Source organism: Pseudoxanthomonas suwonensis, from assembly GCF_010093235.1.
Lineage (GTDB): Bacteria > Pseudomonadota > Gammaproteobacteria > Xanthomonadales > Xanthomonadaceae > Pseudoxanthomonas > Pseudoxanthomonas suwonensis.
This window is the reverse complement of the sequence record NZ_PDWP01000012.1, coordinates 30,361-56,934: the sequence shown is the minus strand read 5'-3', so window position 1 is coordinate 56,934 and position 26,574 is coordinate 30,361. Positions and strand designations below refer to the sequence as shown.

Here is a 26,574-nt window from a genome sequence, read left to right as displayed (position 1 = left end):
AGCACTGCCGGCCCTCATGACTCCGCATGCCGACCGGCGACGCCGCCAACCATGATCCAGCCGTCGCCCTCCCCCTGAAGGCCCATCCCAACTACGCATCCCGCGGCGCGGGCGCACAGGAACCTGCTTGGACACCACCGACTCCCGTTCCCTGACCCTGATCGGCGCCGGCCTCGCCGGTTCGCTGCTGGCGATCCTGCTTTCCCGGCGTGGCTGGAACGTCACCATCTACGAGCGCCGCGGCGATCCGCGGATCAAGGGCTACGAATCCGGCCGCTCGATCAACCTCGCCCTGGCCGAACGCGGCCGCCACGCCCTGCGCGCGGCCGGCGTGGAGGAGGCGGTGATGCGCCAGGCGGTGATGATGCGCGGGCGCATGGTCCATGCCCTCGACGGCAGCACCACCCTGCACCGCTACGGCCGCGACGATTCGGAGGTGATCTGGTCGGTGCACCGCGCGGACCTCAACATGACCCTGCTGGAAGCGGCAGAGCGCGCCGGCGCCACCATCCACTTCCACCGCCGCCTGCACACCGTGGACTTCGATGCCGGCTACGCCCGCCTGATCGACGACCGCGACGACCAGCCTCACGACATCCGCTTCGACACCCTGATCGGCACCGACGGGGCCGGCTCGGCCCTGCGCGCGGAGATGGTGCACCGGGCGGGCATCGGCGAACGCACCGAGTTCCTGGACCACTCGTACAAGGAGCTGACCATCCCGCCGGCGCCGGATGGGGGCTTCATGATCGAGCCGCATGCGCTGCACATCTGGCCGCGCGGGCGCTACATGTGCATCGCCCTGCCCAACGACGAACGCACCTTCACCGTCACCCTGTTCCTCCCCAACCAGGCCGCGCCGGGCAGCGGCGACCCCTGCTTCGCCAGCGTGCGCAGCGGCGCCGAGGTGCGCGCCCTGTTCGCGCGCGACTTCCCGGACGCGCTGCCGCTGATCCCGGACCTGGAGCGCGACTGGGAGAACCACCCGCCGGGCCTGCTCGGTACGCTGTACCTCGATACCTGGCACATGGGCGGCCGCGCGGTGGTCCTGGGCGACGCCGCGCATGCCATGGTCCCGTTCCATGGCCAGGGCATGAACTGCGCCTTCGAGGACTGCGTGGCCCTGGCCGATGCAATGGACCGCCACGGCTCGCTGGCCGAGGCCTTCGCCGCGTTCGAGGCCGAGCGCAAGCCCAATGCCGCCGCGATCCAGGCCATGGCGCTGGAGAACTACATCGAGATGCGCGACCTGGTCGACGACCCGGACTTCCTGCTGCAGCGCGAACTGGAGCAGGCGCTGCAGGCGCGGCATCCGACCCGCTTCGTGCCCCACTACACCATGGTGACCTTCATGCGCGTGCCGTACGCGGTCGCGCACGAACGCAGCCAGGTGCAGCGGCGCATCCTGGTCGACGCCACCCGCGACCGCAGCGACCTGTCCTGCATCGACTGGGATTCGCTGGCGCGGCGCATCCACGCCGAGCTGGACGAACTGGAAGGCGCGCATTGAACCGCCGCACTGCATGCATGGGCTTGCGGCGATCGCGCGCGCCACGTCCAATACCGGCATGACCGAAAGCTTCCTGTTCTACGACCTGGAGACCTTCGGCGCCGATCCGCGCCGCAGCCGCATCGCCCAGTTCGCCGCCGTGCGCACCGACCGCGAACTGCAGGTCGTGGACGAGCCGATCAGCCTGTTCGTGAAGCCGGCCGACGACCTGCTGCCCTCGCCCGTCGCCACCCTAATCACCGGCATCGCCCCGCAGCACGCATTGCGCGAGGGCATCAGCGAGGCCGAGGCGGCCGCGCGCATGGTCGAGGAAATGGCGCGTCCGGGCACCTGCACCCTGGGCTACAACTCGCTGCGCTTCGACGACGAGTACGTCCGCCACACCCTGTTCCGCAATTTCTTCGACCCCTACGAGCGCGAGTGGCGCGGAGGCAATTCGCGCTGGGACCTGCTGGACGTGCTGCGGCTGGCCCACGCCCTGCGCCCCGAAGGCATCGCCTGGCCGAAGCGCGAGGACGGCGCGACCTCCTTCAGGCTCGAGCAGCTGGCGCTTGCCAACGACGTGCGCGAAGGCGATGCGCACGAGGCGCTTTCGGACGTGTACGCGACCATCGGCATGGCCCGGCTGCTGCGCCGCGCCCAGCCGCGGCTGTGGGACTACGCCCTGCGCCTGCGCGACAAGCGCCACGCCGCCAGCCTGCTGGACACCTTCGCCATGCAGCCGGTGCTGCACGTCTCGCAGCGCTACCCGGCCTCGCGCCTGTGCGCCGCGGCGGTGCTGCCGCTGGCCGTGCATCCGCAGATCGGCAACCGGGTGATCGTCTTCGACCTGGATGGCGACGTCGACACGCTGCTGGAGCAGACGCCCGCGGAGATCGCCGACCGCCTGTACACGCCGGTGGCCGACCTGCCGCCGGGCGTGTCGCGGGTGCCGCTCAAGGAGGTCCACCTCAACCGCTCGCCGATGCTGGTGCCGTGGGCGCACCTGCGCGCGCCGGACTTCGAGCGCCTGGGCATCGATCCGGACCAGGTGCTGGCGCGCGCCGAACGCCTCCGTGCGCACGGCCCCGAGCTGGCCGAGAAGGCGCGCCAGGTCTATGCCGGCGCCCGCGAAGGCGGCCAGGACGACGTGGACGCGTCGCTGTACTCGGGCTTCTGCGGCGACGGCGACCGCCGCCTGTGCACCCAGGTGCGCGCCACCGCCCCGGCCGAGCTGGGCCGCCGCGCCTTCGATTTCCGCGATCCGCGCCTGCCGGAGCTGCTGTTCCGCTACCGCGCCCGCAACTGGCCGGAAACCCTCGGCGCGGACGAGCGCGGCCGCTGGGACGATTACCGGCGCAGGCGCCTGCAGGCCGACAGCGGCCTGTCCGAGTACACCTTCGACACCTTCTTTGCCGAGATTGCGACGCTGCGCGCGACCCATGCCGGCGATGGCCAGCGGCTGGTGCTGCTGGACCAGCTGGAGGCCTGGGGCCGCGGGCTGCAGGACGGACTATGACTGCCTACTTCAGCGAGGCCAGCCTGCGTTTCCTGCGCGGCCTGGCGCGACACAACGACAAGGCCTGGTTCCAGGCACACCGCGCCGACTACGAGGCGCACGTACGCCAGCCATTCCTGCGCCTGGTCGGCGACCTGCAGCCGGCGGTGGCCGCGATCAGCCCGCACTTCCGCGCCGATCCGCGGCCGGTGGGCGGCTCGCTGTTCCGCATCCACCGCGATGCGCGCTTCTCCAACGACAAGTCGCCGTACAAGACCTGGCAGGGTGCGCGCCTGTTCCACGAGCGCCGGCGCGAAGTGGCCGCGCCCTCGTTCTATATCCATCTGCAGCCCGGCGGGAGCTTCGTCGGTGCCGGCCTGTGGCATCCGGAGTCCGACACCCAGCGCAAGGTCCGCCAGTTCATCTTCGACAACCCGGAAAGCTGGCGCCGCTCGGCGCACGCGCCGGCATTCCGCCGCCGCTTCGACCTGGACGCCACCGAGGTGCTGGTACGCACGCCGCGCGGTTTCCCGGCCGATTTCGAGTTCATCGACGACCTGCGCCACCGCAACTGGGTGTTCTGGCGACCGCTGGACGATGCCACCATGACCGGCCCGCGCCTGCGCACGACGCTGGAGAAGGACCTGGCCGCGCTGGCCCCGTTCGTCGACTACCTCTGCGCCGCCCTGGACCTGGAGTTCTGAGCATGGCCGCAATGCCCGTTCCTTCCCGAAAGAGCCGCTGGCGCCTGCCGCTGGTTGGCGCCGGCCTGCTCCTGGTCCTGCTGGCCGCCTGGATCGCCGCGGGCCCGTGGCTGGCGGTGCGTGGCATCGCCGACGCGCTGGAACGGCGCGACAGCACTGCCCTCGCCCGCCATGTCGATTTCCCGCGGCTGCAGGCCAACCTGCGGGCGCAGGTGCAGGACCGCATGGTGCGCGCGGCCGGTGCGGACGTGGCCTCGCATCCACTGGGGGCGCTGGCGCTGGCTGCCGCAGGCAGCGTCGCAGGCGCCGGGGTCGAGCTGGCGGCTACTCCGCAGGGCGTGGCCGCCCTGCTGCAGGGCCACGTGCTGTGGCAGCGGGTGCGCGGCCGCGACCGTGGCTCCAGCGAGGGCTGGAGCGTTGAACCGGCACGTCCGTTGCGGGATGCACGGCTGAGCTATGAATCGCTTTCCCGGGCCACCGTGACCGTTCAGCATGCGCCCGGCAATACCAGCGTCTGGGTGCTGCAGCGCCAGGGCCTGCGCTGGCGCCTGGTCGATGTCCGCCTGCCGGGCGACCCGGCCGCGCCGCCACCGGCCTGACGCAGCCCTGTCCGTCCGGTAGTTTTTGCAGGACCCGGAGCATCCGCCGTCCAGCCTGGAGGATCGGAATGGAACAGAAGGAACTGGAGCGCGACGTCACCCCGCAGATGTGGGAGCGCCTGGCCGCGCGGCTGGACGTCGAACTGGCGGCGTTGCGCGCGGTGGCCGAGGTCGAGTCGGCTGGCAGCGGCTTCCTTCCGGCGCCGGACCGCCGGCCCAAGGTCCTGTTCGAGGGCCATGTCTTCCATCGCCTGACGGCAGGCCGCTACGGCGCCTCGCATCCCAACCTCAGCCATCCGCAATGGGACCGTAGGAAGTATTCCGGGTCGCTGGCCGGGGAATGGAAGCGGCTGGACCGCGCCGCCGCGCTGGATGCCGCCGCGGCGATGCAGTCGGCCAGCTGGGGCGCGTTCCAGATCATGGGCTTCAACTACGCGCTGTGCGGCTTCGACTGCGTCGGGGCCTTCGTTGAGGCCCAGTCCTCCGGGGCCGATGGCCAGCTGGAGGCCTTCGCCAGTTTCATCGCCCGCCCGGGTTCGCCTCTGCTGCTGCCGTTGCGGCGCAAGGACTGGGCGCGCTTCGCGCGTCTCTACAACGGCCCCGGATACCGTCAGAACGATTACGACGGCAAGCTCGCCGCGGCCTATGCCCGCCATGCCGGCAGTGCGGGCGGCCGCGCCGCCGGTCGCGGCACGCGCCAGCTGCCGCCCGGGCGGCCGGAGCCGGCGGCGCCGGACCTGGCGGCGCGCCCGCCCACCGGATCGGTGCGCAGGCAGCGGCGGCGGGTCCTCAACGTCCGTCCCGACAGCGTCGACCTGCGCGACTGGGAGTACCAGCCCCCGGTCTCCTCGGCGCCACGCGACGTGCGTTATCCGCACGACGTGCGCCCGGTCCTGGACCAGGGCGACACCTGCGCCTGCACCGGCTATGCACTGGCCACGGTGATCGAGTACCTGCTGGTGCGCGCTGGCCGCCATGTCGAACCGGTGTCGCCGCACATGCTCTACAGCATGGCCCGCCGCTACGACGAGTGGGCCGACGAGGAGGACGACGGCAGCGGCAACGACAGCGGGATCGGCTCCTCGCTGCGTGGCGCGCTCAAGGGCTGGCTACGCCACGGCGCCGCCAGCGCCCGCCTGTGGCCGAAGCCGGCGATGCCCGAACCGAAGGCCGACGCCTGCGAGGACTGGTGGACCGACGCGCTCAAGCGCCCGCTTGGCGCCTACTACCGCATCGATCCGCGCTCGCTGCGCGACATGCACGTGGCCATCGACCAGGTCGGCGCCGTCTACGCCAGTGCCTGGACCCACGCCGGCTGGGAGGAGCTGCTCGGCGATGAGCCCCTGCCACGGCCCGAGGATCCGTCCGACCTGCCGCTTATCCGGCGGCTGCGCGGCGATCCGGGCGCCGGCCACGCCTTCGCCATCGTCGGCTACACCCGCGACGGCTTCATCGTGCACAACTCCTGGGGAACGCGCTGGGGCAAGGGCGGCCTGGCCGTCCTGCGCTACAGCGACTGGCTGGAGAACGCGATGGACTGCTGGGTCGCGCAGCTGGGCGTGGTGACCTCCGAGCACGAGGCGATCGCCGAAGCCACCTCGCTGCGCACCGATGCCCAGGGCCGCTGCGCGGTGGTGTCGCGCAATCCGATCCTGGCCGCGCACGAGCTCGCCCCCTTCATCATCAACATGGAGAACAACGGCCGCCTGAGCCGGCGCGGCCAGTTCCGCCCCCAGCCCTCGGCCCTGGACGCGCTGCTGCGCATCCACCTGGCCGAGGCCTGCCGCCGCTGGGAAATCGGACCCGACGGCGCAGTGGACGTGGCCATCTACGCCCATGGCGGGCTCACCGACGAGGAAGCGGCGGCCGGCTCGGCGCGGCGCTGGGTGCCGAAGCTGTACGAGGAGCGGATCTTCCCGGTGTTCCTGATGTGGGAGACCGGTGCGGTCAAGACGCTCTCCAACCTGATCGAGGACCGCCTGGCACCGGAACGGGAGCGCGCCGCCGGCACGCTGCGCAAGCTGCGCGAGCGCTGGAAGGAATGGTGGAACCAGCGTGTGGAGTCGGTGGCACGGCCGCTGGGGCGCCCGCTGTGGGGCGAAATGAAGCAGAACGCACTGCGCATCGGCACGAGCCCCGAGTCCGGCATCCGCCAGCTGCTCGCGCTGTACCGGGCCAACGCCCGGGCCTACGGCCTGCCGGCGCTGCGCCTGCACCTGGTCGGGCATTCGGCCGGCGCCATCCTGCACTCGCACCTGGGCGCGACCATGGCGGCCGAGGGCTTCGACCTGCGCACGGCCAGCCTGATCGCCCCGGCGGTACGCATCGACGAGTTCGACCACACCCTGGGCAAGGCCGCGCTGAAGGCAGGCACCCGCATGCTGGTGGCGCACCTGTCGGATGCGGCCGAGCGCGCCGACCCGACCTGCAGGCCGTATGGGCACTCGCTGCTGTACCTGGTATCGCGCGCCTTCGAGGACCGGCGCGAGACGCCGCTGCTGGGCCTGGAGCGGCACCTGGTCCCGGCGCGCGCCACCCTGCCCTGGGGCGCGCGGATGATGGCCGTGGCCAGCCCGGCCAGCGAGATCACCCGCCTGCCCAGCGAACTGGGGCTGGATGGCAGCGCCAGCCGCAGCACCACCGCCGCCACCCACGGCAGCCTGGACGACGATCCGGCGCTGCAGCGGCTGATCATCGAGCTGGTGCGCAAGGCCTGAGCCGCGGGCGGCAGCGCCGCCGGCGGCCGCAGGCGCGATACCAGGTACGCGTAGCCCTGGCGGCGTCCCTGCTCAGGCCACCGCCAGCCCGTCGACCAGGGCGTCCAGGGTCTCCTGCCAGGCCTGGCGGTCGGCGCCCTCGGCCACCGCCCGCGCGGCACGGTCGAACGCTGCCGACAGCAGCGCGGCCAGCGGCTCCGGGGGCAGTCGCCGCAGCAGGCCCTCGTCCATCGCCTGCGCCAGGCCCTCGCGCAGGGTGCGCCCGCCATGGCTGGCGTCGATCGCGTCCAGTGCCGCGACGCCCAGCGCCGCGGGCGCCTCGACCAGGAGCAGACGCGTGCGCCCCGGCACCGCCATCGCCTCGAGAAATGCGGCGCTGCCGGCCTTGAGTGCCTGCAGGGGCGGCAGCGATCGGGGAGTCGCCGCTTCGATCGCTGCGGCCACGGCCGCCTGCTCGGCCTCCACCACGGCCCGGAACAGGTCCAGCTTGTCGGCGAAGTGGTGGTAGAGCGCCCCGCGCGTCATGCCGGCCGCTGCCACGATGTCAGGCGTCCCGGTAGCGGCATAGCCCTGGGCCACGAACCGCCCGCGGGCCGCCTGGATCAGGGCCGCGCGGGTGGCTTCGGTACGTTCGCGATTGGTTCTGGCCATGTCACTTCTTGCATAAACATACAGTCTGTATGTATCGTCGAATTACATACAGACTGTATGTTTATGGGTCAACGGAGGCAAGCCATGAAGGTCAGCAGCTACTACCCCGTCATCCAGGCCAGCGATGTCGCCGCCACCGCCGACTTCTACCAGCGGCACTTCGGCTTCCGTCCACTGTTCACTTCCGACTGGTACGTGCACCTGCAGCTGGAGGGCCAGCCGGAGGTCAACCTGGCCGTACTTGCGGCAGGCCATTCCCCCATCCCCGCCGTGGCACGCGACCGCCACGCAGGTGGCCTGCTGCTCAACTTCGAGGTCGAGGACGTGGACGCCGAGTGCGCCCGGCTGCCCGCTGCAGGCCTGCCGGTGCTGCTGGACCTGCGCGACGAAGCCTTCGGCCAGCGCCACTTCATCACCGCCGCCCCCAACGGCGTGCTGGTCGACGTGATCCAGCCGATCCCGCCTTCCGGGGAATTCGCTTCCGCCTACGCCGACGAGGCCCTGCCCGCCTGACCCGCAAAAGGAAACGCCCGGCGCAAGGCCGGGCGTTCCGTACAGCGGTGCCGGATGGATCAGGCGGCCACGGTCTCGGCCGTCTTCCGGTACTCCTCGATCTGGTCGAAGTTCATGTAGCGGTAGATCTCGGCGCCCTTCTCGTTGATCACGCCGATGTCGGCCATGTACTCCTCGCGGGACGGGATCTTGCCCAGGCGCGAGCAGATCGCCGCCAGCTCCGCCGAACCCAGGAACACGTTGGTGTTGCGGCCCAGGCGGTTCGGGAAGTTGCGGGTGGAGGTGGAGAACACCGTGGCGCCCTCGCGCACCTGGGCCTGGTTGCCCATGCACAGCGAGCAGCCGGGCATTTCCATGCGCGCGCCGGCCACGCCGAAGGTGCCGTAGTGGCCTTCCTTGGTCAGCTCGGAGGCGTCCATCTTGGTCGGCGGCGCGACCCACAGGCGGGTCGGGATGTCGCGCTTGCCTTCCAGCAGCTTGGCCGCGGCGCGGAAGTGGCCGATGTTGGTCATGCACGACCCGATGAAAACCTCGTCGATCTTGGTGCCGGCCACCTCGGACAGGCTCTTCACGTCGTCCGGGTCGTTCGGGCAGGCCACGATCGGCTCGACGATCTCGTTGAGGTCGATCTCGATGACCGCGGCGTACTCAGCGTCGGCATCCGGCTCCAGCAGCTGCGGGTTGGCCAGCCACTCCTCCATCTTCCTGATGCGGCGGGCCAGCGAGCGGGCGTCCTGGTAGCCCTCGGCGATCATGTTCTTCAGCAGCACGATGTTGCTGTTGAGGTATTCGATGATCGGCTCCTTGTCCAGGCGCACGGTGCAGCCGGCGGCCGAGCGCTCGGCCGAGGCGTCGGACAGCTCGAACGCCTGCTCGACCTTCAGCTGCGGCAGGCCTTCGATCTCGAGGATGCGGCCGGAGAAGATGTTCTTCTTGCCGGCCTTGGCCACGGTCAGCAGGCCGGACTTGATGGCGTACAGCGGGATCGCGTTGACCAGGTCGCGCAGGGTGACGCCCGGCTGCATCTGGCCCTTGAAGCGGACCAGCACCGACTCCGGCATGTCCAGCGGCATCACGCCGGTGGCCGCGGCGAAGGCGACCAGGCCCGAGCCGGCCGGGAACGAGATGCCCACCGGGAAGCGGGTGTGGGAGTCGCCGCCGGTGCCGACGGTGTCGGGCAGCAGCATGCGGTTGAGCCAGCTGTGGATCACGCCGTCGCCCGGACGCAGGGAGATGCCACCGCGGGTGGAGATGAACTCCGGCAGGGTGTGGTGGGTCTTGACGTCGACCGGCTTCGGATAAGCCGCGGTGTGGCAGAACGACTGCATCACCAGGTCGGCCGAGAAGCCCAGGCAGGCCAGGTCCTTCAGCTCGTCGCGGGTCATCGGGCCGGTGGTGTCCTGGGAACCGACCGAGGTCATCTTCGGCTCGCAGTAGGTGCCCGGGCGCACGCCCTTGCCTTCCGGCAGGCCGCAGGCGCGACCGACCATCTTCTGCGCCAGCGAGTAGCCCTTGCCGGAATCGGCCGGCTGCTGCGGCAGGCGGAACAGGTCCGAGGCCGGCAGGCCCAGCGACTCGCGGGCCTTGGTGGTCAGGCCGCGGCCGATGATCAGCGGGATGCGGCCACCGGCGCGCACCTCGTCGAACAGCACGTCGGACTTGACCTTGAACTCGGCGATCACCTCGCCGTTCTTCAGCGCCTTGCCCTCGTACGGGCGCAGCTCGACCACGTCGCCGTGGTCCATCTTCGACACGTCAAGCTCGATCGGCAGGGCGCCGGCGTCTTCCATGGTGTTGTAGAAGATCGGGGCGATCTTGCCGCCCAGGCACACGCCGCCGGCGCGCTTGTTCGGGATGAACGGGATGTCGTCGCCGGTCCACCACAGCACCGAGTTGGTGGCGGACTTGCGCGAGGAGCCGGTGCCGACCACGTCGCCGACATAGGCGACCAGGTGGCCCTTCTCCTTGAGCTTGAGGATCTCGCCGATCGGGCCGCGCTTGCCGTCCTCTTCCGGCTGGAACGGCGCATCCGGACGCTTGTTCTTCAGCATCGCCAGGGCGTGCATCGGGATATCCGGACGGGTGGTGGCGTCCGGGGCCGGCGACAGGTCGTCGGTGTTGGTCTCGCCCGGCACCTTGAACACGGTGATGGTCAGGCTCTGCGGCACTTCCGGCTTGCTGGTGAACCACTCGGCGTCGGCCCAGCTCTGCAGCACCGCCTTGGCGTTGGCGTTGCCGGCCTTGGCCTTCTCTTCCACGTCGTGGAAGGCATCGAACACCAGCAGGGTCTTCTTCAGGCCCTCGGCGGCGATGGCGCCGACGGTGGCGTCGTCCAGCAGCTCGATCAGCGGCGAGACGTTGTAGCCGCCGAGCATGGTGCCCAGCAGCTCGGTGGCGCGCTCGCGGCTGATCAGCGGGTTCTTCTCGCTGCCGAAGGCCAGCGCGGCCAGGTAGGAAGCCTTGACCTTGGCGGCGTCGTCGACGCCGGCCGGGACGCGGTTGGTGAGCAGGTCGACCAGGAACTGCTCCTCGCCCGCCGGCGGGTTCTTCAGCAGCTCGATGACCTCGGCGGTCTGCTGCGCCGACAGCGGCAGCGGCGGGATGCCGAGGGCTGCGCGCTCGGCGACGTGGTGGCGGTAGGCTTCCAACATGGACAACTCCGGGCTTGGTAACGGAAAACGGTGGGGAATCAGGCCTGCGGCACGATCAGCCGCAGCCCCTTGAAGTAATCTCGGTAGAAGGCGTCGTTCCAGGTGACCAGGCCGTCGCACTGGAGCAGTGCGTGGGCCCCGACCAGGAACGCGCCGATGCCGCGGTGGGCGTCGCCGCGCTGGCGGTGGCGGCGGTGCATCTCGCCGGCGCGCAACGCCGACTTGGCTTCCAGCGGGCTGAAGTGGATGCCCATCTCCTCCAGGGCCTCCTGGACCTCGGCGCCCCCCCGGAGGGCGGCGCACAGCTCGGCCAGGGTGGTGCCGCATACGACCACCCGTCCTCCGACCAGCGCCTGGCGCAGGCAGGCCTCCACCGCGTCGGCGCGGGGGCCGTCGCTGAGCAGCTCGATCAGGACCGGGGAGTCGACGGCGATCATGCCCCGCCTTCGTCGCGCAGGCGCTCGACCGCCTCGGTCGAGGAAGCGAAGCCATCCAGCGCGAACTTGCCGCGGGCGCGGGAAATGGCGTCGTCCACGCTCTTGCGCAGGATGATGCGGCTGCCGTCCAGCTCCACCTTCAGCAGGGTGCCCTTGGTCAGCCCCAGGGCGTCACGGACGGGCTTGGGCAGCGTGATCTGGCCGCGTTCTGCGACGGTCGCTTCCATGGTGGGTCTCCGCCGGATGGTATGCGGGTATGATACATACCATTTCATGCATACTCAATCCGGCGTACCGTCCGCTGGCCTACAGTTGGGCGGGCGAAGACGGACCTGTCATGCGGACGGACCAATAATAGCCAGCTGAAACCTTCAGCCGCCTGATGGCGGCGCCCCCCCAAACCCCAGCCAGAGGAGCCTCGCAATGCGCGATTCCTTCGCCACCCGCAGCCGCCTGGATGTCGGCGGCAAGTCCTACACGTATGCCAGCCTCCCCCGGCTGGGCGAGCGCTTCGACCTGGCCCGCCTGCCCTACTCGATGAAGATCCTGCTGGAGAACCTGCTCCGCCACGAGGACGGAGTGACGGTGCTGCCGGAGCACATCGAGGCCGTGGCCACCTGGGATCCGAAGGCCGAGCCGGACACCGAGATCGCCTTCATGCCGGCGCGCGTGGTCCTGCAGGACTTCACCGGCGTGCCCTGCGTGGTCGACCTGGCCGCCATGCGCGACGCGGTGGTCAAGCTCGGAGGCGACGCCAGCCAGATCAATCCGCTGATCCCCTCCGAGCTAGTGATCGACCACTCGGTGCAGGTCGACGTGTTCGGCAAGCCGGACGCACTGGACATCAATGGCCGCATCGAGTTCGAGCGCAACCGCGAGCGCTACGCCTTCCTGCGCTGGGGCCAGAAGGCCTTCGACGGCTTCCGCGTGGTGCCGCCGAACACCGGCATCGTCCACCAGGTGAACCTGGAGAACCTGGCGCGCGTGGTCATGACCGCGGACAAGGATGGCGAGGCCTGGGCCTACCCGGACACGGTGTTCGGCACCGACTCGCACACCACCATGATCAACGGCATCGGCGTGCTGGGCTGGGGCGTGGGCGGCATCGAGGCCGAGGCCGCGATGCTCGGCCAGCCCTCGTCGATGCTGATCCCGCAGGTGGTGGGCTTCAAGCTCACCGGCAGGCTGCCCGAAGGCTCCACCGCCACCGACCTGGTGCTGACCGTCACCCAGATGCTGCGCAAGCACGGCGTGGTGGGCAAGTTCGTCGAGTTCTTCGGCGACGGCCTGCAGAACCTGCCGCTGGCCGACCGCGCCACCATCGGCAACATGGCCCCGGAATACGGCGCCACCTGCGGCATCTTCCCGATCGACGCCGAGTCGCTGAACTACCTGCGCCTGTCCGGCCGCAGCGAGGAGCAGATCGCACTGGTCGAGGCCTACGCCAAGGCGCAGGGCCTGTGGCACACCCCGGACAGCCCGCACGCCAGCTACAGCTCGGTGCTGGAGCTGGACATGGGCGACGTGCGCCCGTCGCTGGCCGGGCCGAAGCGTCCGCAGGACCGCGTCCTGCTCGGCGACATGAAGAAGAACTACCGCGAGAACGCGGCCCTGCTGACCGCCACGCGGGACCGCCGCGATCCCGAGGTGGCCGACTTCATCGCCGAAGGCGGCACCGCCGCGGTCGGCAACGAGGCGCTGCACAAGGGCGTGGCCCATGTCGAGATCGAGGGCCAGCAGGTCAAGTTGCGCGACGGCGCGGTGGTGATCGCCGCGATCACCTCCTGCACCAACACCTCCAACCCGGCGGTGATGGTCGCCGCCGGCCTGTTGGCGCGCAATGCCGCCGCGCGCGGCCTCAATCGCCAGCCCTGGGTCAAGACTTCGCTCGGCCCGGGCTCGCGCGTGGTCACCGACTACCTGGACAAGGCCGGGCTGCTGAAGGAGCTGGAGAAGGTCGGTTTCTACATCGTCGGCTACGGCTGCACCACCTGCATCGGCAACTCCGGCCCACTGCCGCCGGAAGTCAGCGCCGGCATCGCCGCCGGCGACCTGGTCGTCACCTCGGTGCTGTCGGGCAACCGCAACTTCGAGGGCCGCGTCCACCCCGAGGTCAAGATGAACTACCTGGCCAGCCCGCCGCTGGTGGTGGCCTACGCCCTGGCCGGCACCACCGACATCGACCTGACCTCCGAGCCGATCGGCACCGGCAGCGACGGCCAGCCGGTGTACCTGCGCGACATCTGGCCCAGCAGCAAGGAGATCGGCGACGTCATCGCCTCGACCATCGGCCCGGAGATGTTCAAGCAGAACTACGCCGACGTGTTCAAGGGCGACAACCGCTGGAACACCATCGAATCGCCGGATGGCGAGCTGTACGCCTGGGACGAGGCCTCCACCTACATCAAGAACCCGCCGTACTTCGAGGGCATGACCATGGAGGTCGGCTCGATCGGCGACATCCACGGCGCGCGGGTGCTGGGCCTGTTCGGCGATTCGATCACCACCGACCACATCTCCCCGGCCGGCAACATCAAGAAGGACTCGCCGGCGGGCCGCTTCCTGCAGTCGCGCGGGGTGCAGCCGGCGGACTTCAACAGCTACGGCAGCCGCCGCGGCAACGACGACGTCATGGTCCGCGGCACCTTCGCCAACATCCGCATCAAGAACCTGTTCTTCGGCGGCGAGGAAGGCGGCAACACCCTGTACTTCGGCAGCAACCCGCCGGAGAAGATGTCGATCTACGACGCGGCCATGAAGTACAAGGCCGCCGGCACCCCGCTGCTGGTGATCGCCGGCAAGGAATACGGCACCGGCTCCTCGCGCGACTGGGCGGCCAAGGGCACCAGCCTGCTGGGGGTCAAGGCGGTGATCGCCGAGAGCTTCGAGCGCATCCACCGCTCCAACCTGGTGGGCATGGGCGTGCTGCCGCTGCAGTTCAAGGAGGGCCAGAACGCGCAGTCGCTGGGCCTGGACGGCACCGAGACCTTCGACATCGACGGGCTGCAGGATGGCGCCAGCAAGACCGCGAAGGTCACCGCGCGCAAGGCCGACGGCCGCGTGGTGGAGTTCGATGTCCACGTGCTGCTGCTGACGCCGAAGGAAGTCGAGTACTTCAGGCACGGCGGCCTGCTGCAGTACGTGCTGCGCCAGCTGGCCCAGCGCAAGGCCGCATAAGCCGCCCCGCCCTCGGAATGGAAAGCCCCGCGCAGGCGGGGCTTTCTTTTTGTGCCGACCGGAGACCGCCCCGTCAGCGGCGGTCCCATCGCGCATGGTAGAGGCGCCATTGGCCATCCTCGGCCCGCCAGCCGGTGGTGACCTCCCAGGCGCCTCCCCGTTCCGGCAGCAGGCGCCCGCTGCCTCCGGTCGCGAGCGCGGAAAACCGTACGGTCGCCGTTTCGCCGCGGATGTCGACCTCGGCCGGTCCCAGGGTCAGGCCGATGCGCTGGTTGGCCAGGACCTGCGCGCGCACGGCTTGCTGCAGCGCATCACGATCGATCCCCCCGTTGCCGACGAAATCCTCCGCCACGTGCTCCATGAAGCGCGCCGGGGCACGCTCCTCCAGCGCCTGCTGCATCCGTGCAAGCGTGCCCCGGAGCTGTTCTTCAGGGGAATTGCGCGCGCAAGCGGCTACCAGGGCCAGCACGGCGACGAGCGCGAGAGCCCACTTGACGGGCGCCGCGGGTATGTCCATAGGCAGCATCTCCTTCGACTTTTCCATCCGTAACGGTATGCTCCGCAACCAGACGCCGGCCCTCGCACGGCGTGGCAGAACCGATGCAGACGCAAGATTACTCCTCGGGAGGGAGCTCAATGAATCCGGATCGTCCCTGGCTGCAGAGCTATCCGAAAGGTGTGCCCGCTGAAATCGATCCGGACCAGTACCGGTCCGTGGCCGCGGTCTTCGACGCGACCGTTGCCCGTTATGCCGACCGTCCCGCCTACCGCAACTTCGGCAAGACCATCACCTATCGCGAAGCCGACGTGCTGGCCAACCAGTTCGCGGCCTACCTGCTGGGCGAGCTCGGCCTGAAGAAGGGCGACCGCGTCGCCCTGATGATGCCCAACTGCCTGCAGTACCCGATCGCCACCTTCGGCATCCTGCGCGCAGGCCTGACCGTGGTGAACGTCAACCCGCTGTACACCGCGCGCGAGCTGAAGCACCAGCTGGTCGACGCCGGCGCCGCGGCGATCGTGGTGGTCGACAACTTCGGCCACACCGTGCAGGAAGTGCTGGCCGAGACCCCGCTGAAGCAGGTGATCACCACCGGCCTCGGTGACATGCTGGGCTTCCCCAAGGGCGCGATCGTCAACTTCGTCCTGAAGTACGTGAAGAAGATGGTGCCGGAGTACGACATCCCCGGCGCCGTGCGCTTCAAGGACGCGCTGGCCGCGGGCAAGCGCCACACGCTGCCGCAGGTCGACATCGACCCGTCCGACATCGCCTTCCTGCAGTACACCGGCGGCACCACCGGTGTGGCCAAGGGCGCGATGCTCACCCACCGTAACCTGGTCGCGAACATGCGCCAGGCCTCGGCGTGGCTGAGCCCCAACGACCTGCGCCCCGGCGAGGAGGTGATCATCACCGCCCTGCCGCTGTACCACATCTTCGCGCTGACGGCGAACGGCCTGGTGTTCATGGAGCTCGGTGGCCTCAACCACCTGATCACCAACCCGCGCGACATGCCGAACTTCGTCAAGGAGCTGAAGACCTCCGGCTTCACCGCGATCACCGGCGTCAACACCCTGTTCAATGGCCTGCTCAACACGCCCGGTTTCGAGGAAGTCGACTTCTCGAAGCTCAAGATCGCCCTGGGCGGCGGCATGGCCGTGCAGCGCGCCGTGGCCGAGCGCTGGAAGAAGGTCACCGGCGTGACCCTGGTCGAGGCCTACGGCCTGACCGAGACCTCCCCGGCGGCCTGCATCAACCCGCTGGACATCAAGGAATTCAACGGCGCCATCGGCCTGCCGATTCCCTCCACCGACGTGTGCATCAAGGACGAGGACGGCAAGGTCCTGCCGCTGGGCGAGATCGGCGAGCTGTGCATCAAGGGGCCGCAGGTGATGAAGGGCTACTGGCAGCGTCCGGAGGAGACCGCCAAGACCATCGACGCCGACGGCTGGCTGCACACCGGCGACATGGCGCGGATCGACGAGAAGGGCTTCGTCTACATCGTCGACCGCAAGAAGGACATGATCCTGGTCTCCGGCTTCAACGTGTACCCGAACGAGATCGAGGACGTGGTCGCGGCCATGCCGGGCGTGCTGGAAGTGGCCGCGGTCGGCGTGCCGAACGAGCACTCCGGTGAGGTGGTCAAGCTGTTCGTGGTCAAGAAGGACCCAGCCCTGACCGCCGAGGACATCAAGACCTACTGCCGCCAGGCGCTGACCGGCTACAAGCAGCCGCGCCAAATCGAGTTCCGCGACGAGCTGCCGAAGAGCAACGTCGGCAAGATCCTGCGCAAGGAACTGCGCGAGCCGGCGCAGGCGAAGAAGGACGAGCCGGCGGCCACGCACTGAGGGGTCGCGGCGGAGCGCCGCTCCCCCGCCCTGCCGGATGGAACATGGAGCGCGCCGGGAAACCGGCGCGCTTTTTTCTTGCCGCCGGGGCGGCGTGGACCGGGGTGTAGCATCGGCCGCGTACGAGGACCGTACGCCCCAATGCACGACCACCCCCCTGGCACCCCCGGAGACTGGCCATGAACACCATCGAGACGCTGCGCCTCGCCCGTTACCCCACGATCCGCGTCGAGGGACCTGCGGACGGAAGCGCCCACTGGCTGTACATGCATGCCGACGCCCACACCGGCATCCGCCCCTGCTGCCGGTTCGAGATGCTGGAGGACATGTGGCGCCACATGAGCGCCATGACCCTGCCGCCGGAACAGCGCACTCCAGGCAGGTTGCGCCACTTCGTGCTGGCATCGGCCGCCGGTGCCTACAACCTGGGCGGCGACCTGGAACTGTTCATGCGCCTGATCCGCGCCGGCGACCGCGACCGGCTGCTGGCGTACGCGCGGCGCTGCGTGGAGGGCGTGCACCACCTGCACACCGGCTTCGGCGGCGACGTCCACACCGTGGCCCTGGTCCAGGGCGACGCGCTGGGCGGCGGCCTGGAAATGGCGCTGGCCTGCCACACCATCGTGGCCGAGGAAGGCGTGGGGATGGGCCTGCCCGAGGTCCTGTTCGGGCTGTTCCCGGGCATGGGCGCGTACTCCTTCCTGTGCAGGCGGGTCAGCCCCCGCCTGGCCGAGAGGATGATCCTCGAGGGCGAGGTGTACAGCAGCGAGGAAATGCATCGCCTGGGCGTGGTCGACGTGCTGGTGCCCAGGGGCGAAGGTGAAGCCGCGGTCCACGAGCTGATCCGCAGGCACCAGCGAGCGCCGCATGCCTACCTGGCCATGAACGCGGTGCGCGGCATCGGCCAGCCGGTTTCCTGCGAGGAGCTCCTGCGGATCACCGAGGTCTGGGTCGATACGGCCCTGGCCCTGGACGCGAAGTCGCTGCGGACGATGGAGCGGATCGTCCGCGCGCAGGAGCGATGGGCCGGCCTGGCGGGCTGAGGAGGTGGCCACGTGGCCCGGCGCGGCCGGGCCCGTGGCGCGACCCGGTCAGGAATCGTGTCCGTCGCGCGCCTCGCCGGAAGCGCCGAGCCGCGCCTCCACGGCCTGCCGGCCCTGCGCCAGCGCATCGGCAAGCGCGGCGGCGTGCCCCCGCCACTCGCCGCGCATCTGCCACTCGGGCAGCCGCATCAGTGCTCCACCCAGGTCGGCGACCCGGACCAGACCCATGTTCGCGGCCACGCCCTTGATGGCATGTGCGTGGTCGCGCACGCGCGCCCAGTCGGCCTCCTCGCCGGCCTGCCGGATCGAGTCCAGGCATTCATCCGCGTCGGCCAGGCAGTGGCGGACGAACTCGCGCTCGAAGGCCTCGCCCATGCCCATCGCCGCGAGCTCGTCCAGGACCGACGTATCCAGGACCGACGCCACGGCGGCGCCGGCGGGGGGCGCGGGCCGCGCGGCCGGAGGCCCGGGTTGCCGGCCGCGCTGCAGCGCCACGTCGGCCAGCACGTCGAGCAGGCGCGCGGCAGCCACGGGCTTGGCCAGGAAGGCGTAGGCGCCCGCCTTCTCGCAGGCCTGGATCGCCTCGGGCGTGACATCCGCGCTGAGCACCACCACCGGCGTGCGGGGCCCGCCCCCGGCCTGGATCACACGTAGCTGGCGCAGCAGGTCCAGCCCGCTGACGCCCGGCATGTGCAGGTCCACGACGACCACGTCGTAGTCGCGCGCGGCAATCGCGTCCAGCACCTCCTCGCCTCCCGCCACGCAGGTCACGCGGTGGCCTGCCTTCTGCAACAGGCGCTGCAGGACCATGCGGTTGGCCTCGTAGTCGTCGGCGACCAGCACCTGCATGCTGCGCACCCGCGCACGGTGCCGCAGGAACGGATCGGCGAAGGCGATGACCTTGCCGTGGCCACCGGCGCCATGCTGGCCGGCATCGAGTACCGCCGCGTGCCGCGCGGGCCTGGCCGGCTGGAACGGAACCTCGAACCAGAAGCGGCTGCCACGCGGCTCCAGGTTCTCGTATCCGATGCGGCCACCCATGGCTTCCACCAGGCCGCGCGCGATGGTGGTGCCCAGGCCGGTGCCCCCGTAGCGGCGGGCCAGGCCGGCATCGGCCTGCTCGAAGGCCTCGAACAGGCGGTGGCGCATGGATTCGGGAATGCCGATGCCGGTGTCGCTGCCCACGAAGCGCAGGCGGACCACCTGTCCCTCGCCCGCGCCGACGACCGACACGTCGATCCGCACCCGCCCCGAATCGGTGAACTTCACCGCGTTGCCGACCCGGTTGAGCAGGACCTGGCGCAGGTGCACGGCGTCGCCGCGCACCTGGTCGGGCACCGCGTCCTCGACCACCACCAGGTAGTCGAGCTGCTTCTGCCGCGCCTGCGGCTGCAGGATCAGGCCGACCGAATCCAGGGCCTCGCGCGGCGAGAAGTCCTCCAGGTTGAGCTTGACCTTGCCGGCCTCGATCGCGGAAATGTCCAGCACGTCCTCGACCAGGCCCATCAGGCTGCGGGTCGAGGCCTGGATGGTACGGACGCACTCGCGCTGCTCGCTGTCCAGGTTCGTGGCCGACAGCAGCTCGGTCATGCCCGCCAGCCCGTTGAGCGGCGTGCGGAACTCGTGGCTCATGTTGGCCAGGAAGCGGCTCTTGGCCTCGCTGGCGCGGCGCGCCTCGTCGGTGGCGCGGGTCAGCTGGCGCAGGAGGCTCGACAGGTACATCGGCACCGCCACCAGTCCCACCAGCAGGCCGACGCCCAGTGGCAGCACCTGCTGCCAGAAATCGGTCAGCAGGAGCACCGAGCCGAAACTGGCCACGGCCATCGCCACCGCGGCCACCAGGTAACGGTTGCCGTAGCGCAGGCCGTTGCCGACGGTCACCCACATCACCACGATGTAGACCCAGGCCAGCGGCTCGCCCATGCGGATCATGCCGGCGGCCATCAGGCCGTAGTCGGCCAGCATGCCGGCCACGCGGCGCGCGTCCGAGCGTCCCGGCCACGCCAGCAGCGCGGAGAAGATCCCCAGGCTCAGCACCAGCCCGCCCAGCACGATGGCCAGCACGTCGCGGTACTGCGCCGGGTCCAGCCCGGCGCGCGAGGACGGCAGCAGCACGTAGCAGAGGATCAGCAGGATCAGCGCGACGCGCACCAGCGCCTGGCCGTGCTCGCTGTCCGGGCGGCGCGACAGGCGTTGCTCCAGCCAGGCGGCCAGTTCACGCACGGGTCGCCTCCCCGGCCGGACGGGCGGAGGCCTCGGAGAACCGCTCGCAGATCTCGACCAGGCGGTCGCGCGCGCGCAGCAGCGCGTCAACGCAGGCCGGATCGAACAGCCGTCCGCGCTGGGCGCACAGGTATGCCAGCGCGGCGTCGATGCTCCAGGCTTCCTTGTAGGGGCGACGCGAGATCAGGGCGTCGAACACGTCGGCGACCGCCACGATCCGGGCCTCCAGCGGGATGGCCTCGCCGGCCAGGCCGTCCGGGTAACCGCTGCCATCCCAGCGCTCGTGGTGGCGCAGCGCGATCAGCGCGCCGGCCTGGATGAAGCGGTTGGAGCTGTCGGCGAGCAGTTCGTAGCCGATCCGCGGATGCCGGCGCATGATCGCCATTTCCTCGGGGCTCAGCTGGCCGGCCTTCATCAGCACCGAATCCGGGATGGCGATCTTGCCCATGTCGTGCAGCGGCGCGGCCGCTTCGATCATCCTGACCTCTTCCTCGGGCAGGCCCATCGACTCGGCGATCAAAGAGGCCACGCGCGACATGCGTTCCAGGTGCGCGCTGGTGCCGGCGTCGCGGAACTCGATCGCCCGCGCCAGGCGCGACAGGGTCTCGCGCTCGCGCTCCTCGACCTCGTGCATGCTCGCCAGCAGGCGCTGCTCGAGCGACAGCGCGCGCTGCTTGACGGTCTCGGCCTGCTGCCGCAGCTGCAGCAGGTTGTGGCAGCGCGCCCGCAGCTCGCGCGGGCGCACCGGCTTGACCAGGAAGTCGATCACGCCGGCTTCCAGCGCCGCCTGCCGCACCGGCTCGTCGCCGACCACGGTGATCAGGATGATGGGGATGTCGCGGTGCCTCGGCAACCGCCGGAAGCGGCGCGCGAATTCCAGGCCGTCCATGCCCGGCATCCGGTAGTCCAGCAGCAGCAGGTCGACGGGATGCTCCTCGCACCAGGCCAGGGCCTGGCGTGCGTCGCCGAAGTCGTGGACCTTCAGCTCCGAGGCGATGTCCTCGATGATGTGACGCAGCATCGTGCGCGCCGATGCCTGGTCGTCGACGATGGCGATATCCAAGGCCGTGCCCGTCCCGCCCGTGATCCTTCCCGCAGCATAACGCGCGGGGCCGCTGCGCGGCATCTGCACCGGTTCCATACCGGTGCGACCCCGCGCCGGCACCGAAGTTCCGGCGGGGGCGGCATCCGCGTGTCCGGACGGACACGCCGGTCGGTCAGCCGGGCTGACCCGGACGCATGTACGGGAACAGCAGCACGTCGCGGATGGAGGTGCTGCCGGTCAGCAGCATCACCAGGCGGTCGATGCCGATGCCCAGGCCGCCGGTCGGGGCCATGCCGTACTCCAGCGCGCGGATGTAGTCGGCGTCGTAGTGCATGGCCTCGTCGTCGCCGCCCTCCTTGGCCGCGACCTGCGCCTGGAAGCGCCGGGCCTGGTCCTCGGGGTCGTTGAGCTCGGAGAAGCCGTTGGCCAGCTCCTTGCCGTTGATGAACAGCTCGAAGCGGTCGGTATAGCCCGGTTCGGTGTCCGAGGCGCGCGCCAGCGGGCTGACCTCCACCGGGTGGTCGGTGATGAAGGTCGGCTGCACCAGGTGGTGCTCGACCGTGGCCTCGAAGATCTCCAGCAGCAGCTTGCCCCAGCCCCAGGCCGGCTTGACCTTGATCCCCAGGCGCTCGCAGTGGCGCAGCAGCGCGTCGCGGTCGGTACAATCGGCGGCGCTGATCTCCGGGTTATGGTGGCGCACGGCCTCGTCCATGCGCCAGCGGCGGAACGCCGGGCCCAGGTCGATCCTCTGCCCTTCCCACTCCACTTCGGTGGTGCCGAGCACCGCCTGCGCGGTGTCGCGGATCACGTTCTCGGTCAGGTCCATGATCTCGTGGTACGTGGCGTAGGCCTCGTACAGCTCGAGCATGGTGAACTCGGGATTGTGCCGGGTGGACACGCCCTCGTTGCGGAAATTGCGGTTGATCTCGTACACCCGCTCCAGGCCGCCGACCACCAGGCGCTTGAGGTACAGCTCCGGCGCCACGCGCAGGTACAGCTGCAGGTCCAGGGCGTTGTGGTGGGTGACGAAGGGCCTGGCCGTGGCGCCGCCGGGGATGTAATGCATCATCGGCGTCTCCACTTCCAGGAAGCGGCGCTCGTCCAGCCAGGAGCGGATCGCGCGGATGATCTTGCTGCGCTTGACGAACACCTCGCGCGCTTCCGGGGTCACGATCAGGTCGACGTAGCGCTGGCGGTAGCGCTGCTCCACGTCGGCCAGGCCGTGCCACTTGTCCGGCAGCGGGCGCAGCGACTTGACCAGCAGGCGCAGGCTGGTCGCCTTGACCGACAGTTCGCCGGTGCGGGTGCGGGTCAACCCGCCCTCGACCGCGATGATGTCGCCCACGTCGAAGGACTTGAACGCCTCGTAGGCCTCGCCCAGCACGTTGCCCTGCAGGAACAGCTGGATCTTCCCGGACTCGTCCATCACCTGGGCAAAGCTGGCCTTGCCCATCCCCCGCTTGGCCATCAGGCGGCCGGCGATGGCCACGGTGCGCGGCAGCGCTTCCAGCGCTTCGCCGGTCCACTTTTCCGCGTCGGCGAATTCGGCCTGCAGGTCGCCGGCGTAGTCGGCGCGCTTGAAGTCATTCGGGAAGGCGATGCCGCGCTCGCGCAGCGCGGCAAGCTTGGCGCGACGCTCGGCGATCAGGTGGTTCTCGTCGACGGGCGCGACGGCAGGGGCGGTTTCGTTGGACTGGCTCATGTTCTGGACCGGACGTGGCGCGGGGCGCGCCTGGATTCGGGGCGCCCGGCGCGCTGTCGGCGCCGGGCCTGTCGTCGTGTTTGCGGACGCGGGGGGCGGGCTGGCGGCCGGGGCCGCCGCGCGTCAGGCCGCGTCGGTCCGTTTGGCGCCGACCTGCAGGCCGGCCTTGAGGCTGGCCTCGACGAACTCGTCCAGGTCGCCGTCCAGCACCTTCTGGGTATCGCTGCGCTCGATGCCGGTGCGCAGGTCCTTGATCCGGCTCTGGTCCAGCACGTAGTTGCGGATCTGGCTGCCCCAGCCGATGTCGGACTTGGTGGCCTCCACCGCGTCCTTCTCGGCGTTGCGCTTCTGCAGCTCCAGCTCGTACAGCTTGGCCGCCAGCATCTTCATCGCGCGGTCGCGGTTGGCGTGCTGGCTGCGCTCGGTCTGGCAGGCCACCACGATGCCGCTGGGCACGTGGGTGATGCGCACCGCCGATTCGGTCTTGTTGACGTGCTGGCCGCCGGCGCCCGAGGAGCGGTAGACGTCGGTCTTCAGGTCGGCCGGGTTGATCTCGATGTCGATCTTGTCGTCGACCTCGGGGCTGACGAACACCGAGGTGAAGCTGGTGTGGCGGCGGTTGTCCGAGTCGAACGGGCTCTTGCGCACCAGGCGGTGCACGCCGGTCTCGGTCTTCAGCCAGCCGTAGGCGAACTCGCCCTCCACGCGGAAGGTGGCGGACTTGATGCCGGCCACGTCGCCGCCGGAGACTTCCAGCAGCTCGGTCTTCCAGCCGCGCGATTCGCACCAGCGCAGGTACATCCGCAGCAGCATCTCGGCCCAGTCCTGGGCCTCGGTGCCGCCGGCGCCGGCCTGGATGTCGACGAAGGCGTTGGCGCCGTCCATCTGCCCGGAGAACATGCGCTGGAACTCCAGCTTCTCGATCTCCTTCTCGAAGCGGTCGACGTCGGCCACCACCGCCAGGGCGGTTTCCTCGTCCTGCTCGCTCTCGGCCAGCTCAAGCAGCTCGGTGGAGCCCTCCAGGCCTTCCAGCACCGAGGCGATGCCGCCGACGGTCTTCTCAAGCATGGCGCGCTCGCGGCCCAGGGCCTGCGCCCGTTCCGGGTCGTCCCAGACGTTGGGCAGTTCCAGTTCGCGGTTTACTTCTTCCAGACGCTCTTTCTTGGCGTCGTAGTCAAAGATACCCCCGTAGCGAGACCACGCGACCGGTCAGGTCGGCGATGCGCTGGCGGATGGGATTGAGCTCGATCATGGCGTCGACTGGCAGGTGAAAAGCGGTCGCCGATTCTAGCAGGATGACGGCCCTGCCCACGCGGCTCAGGGCCGGACGCTGCCGTTGTCTTCCTGCAGTTCCGGCTTGAACGGCACCTCCGGCGGCGGACGCGCCTCGGCCGCCTGCTCGTTGAGGTTGGGATCGCTGATCCCGCAGCCGCCGCCCAGCTGCAGCAGCGAGACCACGCAGTTGATCCGCTTGCCGTTGGTGCCCGGGATCGGGATCGCCACCGACTTGATGCCCTTGCGCACCCATTCGGCCAGCAGCGATTCGTTGGGCACCCAGTAGCGGTCGAAGCTGGTGGGCTGGTGGTCGTACGGCGGGCGCTTGAGCCAGGTGCCGGACTGTTCGATCCGCTCGCGCGTCCAGGTGTCGCTGTCGCCACCCGGCGCGCCACGCTCGGCGACGCCCTGGCCCGGGCCGCTGCCCTGCCCCGCGCCGTCGCCGGGCAGGCGCGCCCGCCCCTCGGCATCGAACAGGCCCGGCGCCCGGGCACCCTCCCGCGCCGGCGGGCCCCAGCGGTCGTCGGCCATGGTGTTCGCCCAGGGATCGGATCCGGGCTGCCCTGCCTGCCGGGCGGATGCGCCGCTGGCCTGGCCTGCGCCGGGCGGTGCCGGTCGTGGCGCACCGGCCACGGCGGACGGCGCGGCCCGCGGGGATGGCTGCGACGCTGGCGCTGGATGCACCGTCGGCGGCGTCGCGGCAGGTTCCGCAGGCCCGCTGTCAGGCGTGGCGGCCGCCGACGCTGGCGCTGCAGGCATGCCAATCTCGCGCTGGCGCAGGGTCGGCTCGACCGGGCGTGGCCGCGGCTCCAGCTGCCGCGCAGGCACCTGCGGCGGTGCCACGGCGACCGGCGGCAGCGGTTCGGAGACCTCGCGCTGGCGCAGCTCCGGCAGGCGCGCTTCGGGCGCCCGCGCCTCCACCGGCCGCGTCGCCGTGGCCGCGGGCACCACCGGCGCTTCGACCACGGTGACTTCGCGCTGGCGCAATTCCGGCTCGCGGGCCACCGGCAGCGGGACATCGACCTCGCGCGGACGCGGCGCCTGGATCGCCGGGGCCTGGACCACCGCCACCTCGCGTTCGGGCACCTGCAGGCGCGGCCCGGGCATCGCGACCTCGCGCACGGCAACGGGTACCTGCGGCGCGGGCACCCCGGTGACGTCGACCTCCGGCTCCGGCATCGGCACCTCGCGGCCGCGCCCCTCGGGCATGGCCGGTGCGGGACGCTGCGGGACATCCACCTCCACCGGCGTGATGGCCGCCACCGGCGGCACGTCGAATGCCGCCTCTTCCTCCGCCGCGGCCTCGGCCGGCTGCACCGTGGCGGGCGTTGCCCGGGCCGTCTGCCGGGTCGTCGGGTTCGTCCGGGACGCCTGCCGGCTGGCAGGGCGTTGGACATCCCCGTCCGCCGCCCCCGGCTCCGCCTGCCGTTCCGGCGTGCCGCTGCCGGCGGCGCCTTCGCCGCGCTCGACGAAGCCTACCCCGATGCGGTCGCCCCCGCCACCGCCCGCCTGGCGGGGTGGCGGCAACAGCGACTGCAGGTAGGAGATCCACGCCAGCAGCACCACGAACAGCACGTGCAGTGCCGCGCTGCCCGTCCATGCCACCGCCCGCAGCGGCCTTTCGTCCCGCGGCGCCGGCAGCCAGCCCTGCCGGAACAGCGCCAGCAGGGCCTGCCAGCGGTCCAGCTCCTCGCCGCGCGGCCACGGTGCCGGCGGCCGCGCGGCCAGCAGCGCGACCACCTCGTCCGGCCGCACCACGGAACCTGTAGGCACGGCCCGCACCGCCTTCATCCACAGCGCCCAGCCATACGGCAGGCCGGTGCTACGCTCGAGCGGCACGCGGCCGCGTTCGCGCGCGTTCAACGCCTGGATGATTTCGGCCGCCCGCGTCACCGCAAGGCCGCCGGATCAGCCAGCGCGACCGCGCGGCATGTACGGCGCCGAACCGGAATCGTGGTCGGTGGCGTCGCGTACCGCGGTGACCCCGGGCACCCGCGCCATCAGGGTCTTCTCGATGCCCTGCTTGAGGGTGACGTCGGCCATGCCGCAGCCGTGGCAGCCGCCACCGAAGCGCAGCCACACCGTGCCGTCGGCTGAGACCTCCTCCACGGTGGCCCGGCCGCCATGCGAAGCCAGCTGCGGGTTGATCTCGTTCTCCATCACCCAGCGCACGCGCTCGACCAGGGATGCGGCCTCGCCGGGCGCCTCGCCCTTGATCTTCGGCGCGCGGATGGTCAGTTGCGCGCCGGTGCCCTGGAAGACGTAGTCGATCTCCGCCCCGTCGAGCCAGCGCACGCTGTCGGCCGCCACGTAGAGGGTGAAGCCCTCGCAATCCACCGCCCATTCGTCGCCGGCGAGCTCGGAGGGTTCGGCGAACTCCAGCCGCGCGTCGGCGCGCGGGGTGCCCGGATCGACTGCGGTCAGGCGCACGCCCAGTCCGGGGATGCCCTCGCGCTCGACCAGCTTGCGGAAATGCGACTGCGCGGTGTCTGAGATATTGATCATGC

At 70.4% G+C, this 26,574-nt stretch carries 20 protein-coding genes; 9 read left to right on the top strand and 11 right to left on the bottom strand.

Features of this window, described 5'->3' with window-relative positions; genetic code table 11:
- Positions 1-127: 127 nt before the first annotated feature.
- The 5 genes from CSC68_RS07425 (at position 128) to CSC68_RS07405 (ending at position 7,007) form a co-directional block, all read left to right on the top strand.
- Positions 128-1,510 (top strand): FAD-dependent oxidoreductase, encoded by a 1,383-nt coding sequence (locus CSC68_RS07425; protein WP_211365704.1) that lies wholly within the window; start codon positions 128-130, stop codon positions 1,508-1,510.
- Between the two features lie 58 nt (positions 1,511-1,568).
- Complete coding sequence (sbcB, locus tag CSC68_RS07420; RefSeq protein ID WP_162202905.1) at positions 1,569-3,008, top strand: exodeoxyribonuclease I; 1,440 nt, start codon at positions 1,569-1,571, stop codon at positions 3,006-3,008.
- Positions 3,005-3,691 carry a DUF2461 domain-containing protein gene (locus tag CSC68_RS07415; protein ID WP_162202903.1) on the top strand — a complete coding sequence of 229 codons (687 nt, stop codon included), beginning with the start codon at positions 3,005-3,007 and terminating at the stop codon, positions 3,689-3,691. Before sbcB ends, CSC68_RS07415 begins: the two co-directional genes overlap by 4 nt.
- Before the next feature lie 2 nt (positions 3,692-3,693).
- On the top strand, positions 3,694-4,290 hold the full coding sequence (locus CSC68_RS07410; RefSeq protein ID WP_162202902.1) for a DUF2939 domain-containing protein: 597 nt from the start codon (positions 3,694-3,696) through the stop codon (positions 4,288-4,290).
- 68 nt (positions 4,291-4,358) lie between these two features.
- Positions 4,359-7,007, top strand: a complete 2,649-nt coding sequence (locus CSC68_RS07405; RefSeq protein WP_162202900.1) for an N-acetylmuramidase domain-containing protein — start codon at positions 4,359-4,361, stop codon at positions 7,005-7,007.
- A gap of 72 nt (positions 7,008-7,079) precedes the next feature.
- Here CSC68_RS07405 and CSC68_RS07400 read toward each other — a convergent pair whose 3' ends face one another.
- Positions 7,080-7,658 (bottom strand): TetR family transcriptional regulator, encoded by a 579-nt coding sequence (locus CSC68_RS07400; protein ID WP_162202899.1) that lies wholly within the window; start codon positions 7,656-7,658, stop codon positions 7,080-7,082.
- Positions 7,659-7,742: 84 nt separating this feature from the next.
- Here CSC68_RS07400 and CSC68_RS07395 point away from each other — a divergent pair, with 84 nt between their 5' ends.
- Entirely contained in the window at positions 7,743-8,171 is a 429-nt protein-coding gene (locus CSC68_RS07395; protein WP_162202897.1) for a VOC family protein, read from the top strand.
- Between the two features lie 59 nt (positions 8,172-8,230).
- Here CSC68_RS07395 and acnB read toward each other — a convergent pair whose 3' ends face one another.
- From acnB to CSC68_RS07380, 3 genes are read right to left on the bottom strand one after another with little or no spacing between them, the layout of a single operon-like run.
- Positions 8,231-10,822, bottom strand: a complete 2,592-nt coding sequence (gene acnB / locus CSC68_RS07390; protein WP_162202895.1) for a bifunctional aconitate hydratase 2/2-methylisocitrate dehydratase — start codon at positions 10,820-10,822, stop codon at positions 8,231-8,233.
- Positions 10,823-10,860: 38 nt separating this feature from the next.
- Positions 10,861-11,259: a type II toxin-antitoxin system VapC family toxin gene (locus CSC68_RS07385; RefSeq protein WP_162202894.1), complete on the bottom strand. Its 399-nt coding sequence runs from the start codon at positions 11,257-11,259 to the stop codon at positions 10,861-10,863.
- Positions 11,256-11,486, bottom strand: coding sequence for an AbrB/MazE/SpoVT family DNA-binding domain-containing protein (locus CSC68_RS07380; protein WP_162202892.1), 231 nt, complete (start codon positions 11,484-11,486; stop codon positions 11,256-11,258). The genes CSC68_RS07385 and CSC68_RS07380 overlap by 4 nt, the downstream gene beginning before the upstream one ends.
- A gap of 196 nt (positions 11,487-11,682) precedes the next feature.
- On the opposite strand from CSC68_RS07380, the gene acnA reads away from it, so the two are divergent.
- Positions 11,683-14,436, top strand: a complete 2,754-nt coding sequence (acnA, locus tag CSC68_RS07375) for an aconitate hydratase AcnA (RefSeq protein WP_162202891.1) — start codon at positions 11,683-11,685, stop codon at positions 14,434-14,436.
- 73 nt (positions 14,437-14,509) lie between these two features.
- Here acnA and CSC68_RS07370 read toward each other — a convergent pair whose 3' ends face one another.
- Positions 14,510-14,980, bottom strand: coding sequence for a nuclear transport factor 2 family protein (locus CSC68_RS07370; RefSeq protein ID WP_246193483.1), 471 nt, complete (start codon positions 14,978-14,980; stop codon positions 14,510-14,512).
- A 92-nt stretch (positions 14,981-15,072) separates the two neighbouring features.
- On the opposite strand from CSC68_RS07370, the gene CSC68_RS07365 reads away from it, so the two are divergent.
- Both CSC68_RS07365 and CSC68_RS07360 read left to right on the top strand, forming a co-directional pair.
- A complete protein-coding gene (locus CSC68_RS07365; RefSeq protein WP_162202890.1) occupies positions 15,073-16,779 on the top strand; it encodes a long-chain fatty acid--CoA ligase in 1,707 nt (568 codons plus the stop codon).
- A 179-nt stretch (positions 16,780-16,958) separates the two neighbouring features.
- The gene (locus CSC68_RS07360; protein WP_162202888.1) at positions 16,959-17,822 is read left to right on the top strand and encodes a crotonase/enoyl-CoA hydratase family protein; all 864 of its coding nucleotides are present in this window, start codon (positions 16,959-16,961) and stop codon (positions 17,820-17,822) included.
- A gap of 48 nt (positions 17,823-17,870) precedes the next feature.
- On the opposite strand, the gene CSC68_RS07355 is transcribed toward CSC68_RS07360, so the two are convergent.
- The 6 genes from CSC68_RS07355 to CSC68_RS07330 all read right to left on the bottom strand — a co-directional run bounded on the left by CSC68_RS07355 (position 17,871) and on the right by CSC68_RS07330 (position 26,572).
- Positions 17,871-20,045 carry a response regulator gene (locus tag CSC68_RS07355; protein WP_162202887.1) on the bottom strand — a complete coding sequence of 725 codons (2,175 nt, stop codon included), beginning with the start codon at positions 20,043-20,045 and terminating at the stop codon, positions 17,871-17,873.
- Positions 20,038-21,171 (bottom strand): cyclic di-GMP phosphodiesterase response regulator RpfG, encoded by a 1,134-nt coding sequence (gene rpfG / locus CSC68_RS07350; RefSeq protein ID WP_246193482.1) that lies wholly within the window; start codon positions 21,169-21,171, stop codon positions 20,038-20,040. The genes CSC68_RS07355 and rpfG overlap by 8 nt, the downstream gene beginning before the upstream one ends.
- A gap of 91 nt (positions 21,172-21,262) precedes the next feature.
- Entirely contained in the window at positions 21,263-22,792 is a 1,530-nt protein-coding gene (gene lysS, locus CSC68_RS07345; protein WP_162202884.1) for a lysine--tRNA ligase, read from the bottom strand.
- Positions 22,793-22,915: 123 nt separating this feature from the next.
- Positions 22,916-24,044 (bottom strand): peptide chain release factor 2 gene (prfB, locus tag CSC68_RS07340; protein ID WP_162202882.1). Its coding sequence is split into 2 segments (ribosomal slippage): positions 22,916-23,968 and positions 23,970-24,044, totalling 1,128 coding nucleotides; the frame shifts between segments, so codons are not numbered across the junction.
- Positions 24,045-24,109: 65 nt separating this feature from the next.
- Positions 24,110-25,930 carry a hypothetical protein gene (locus CSC68_RS07335; protein WP_162202880.1) on the bottom strand — a complete coding sequence of 607 codons (1,821 nt, stop codon included), beginning with the start codon at positions 25,928-25,930 and terminating at the stop codon, positions 24,110-24,112.
- Positions 25,931-25,975: 45 nt separating this feature from the next.
- Entirely contained in the window at positions 25,976-26,572 is a 597-nt protein-coding gene (locus CSC68_RS07330) for an NfuA family Fe-S biogenesis protein (RefSeq protein ID WP_162202879.1), read from the bottom strand.
- Between the last annotated feature and the right edge of the window lie 2 nt (positions 26,573-26,574).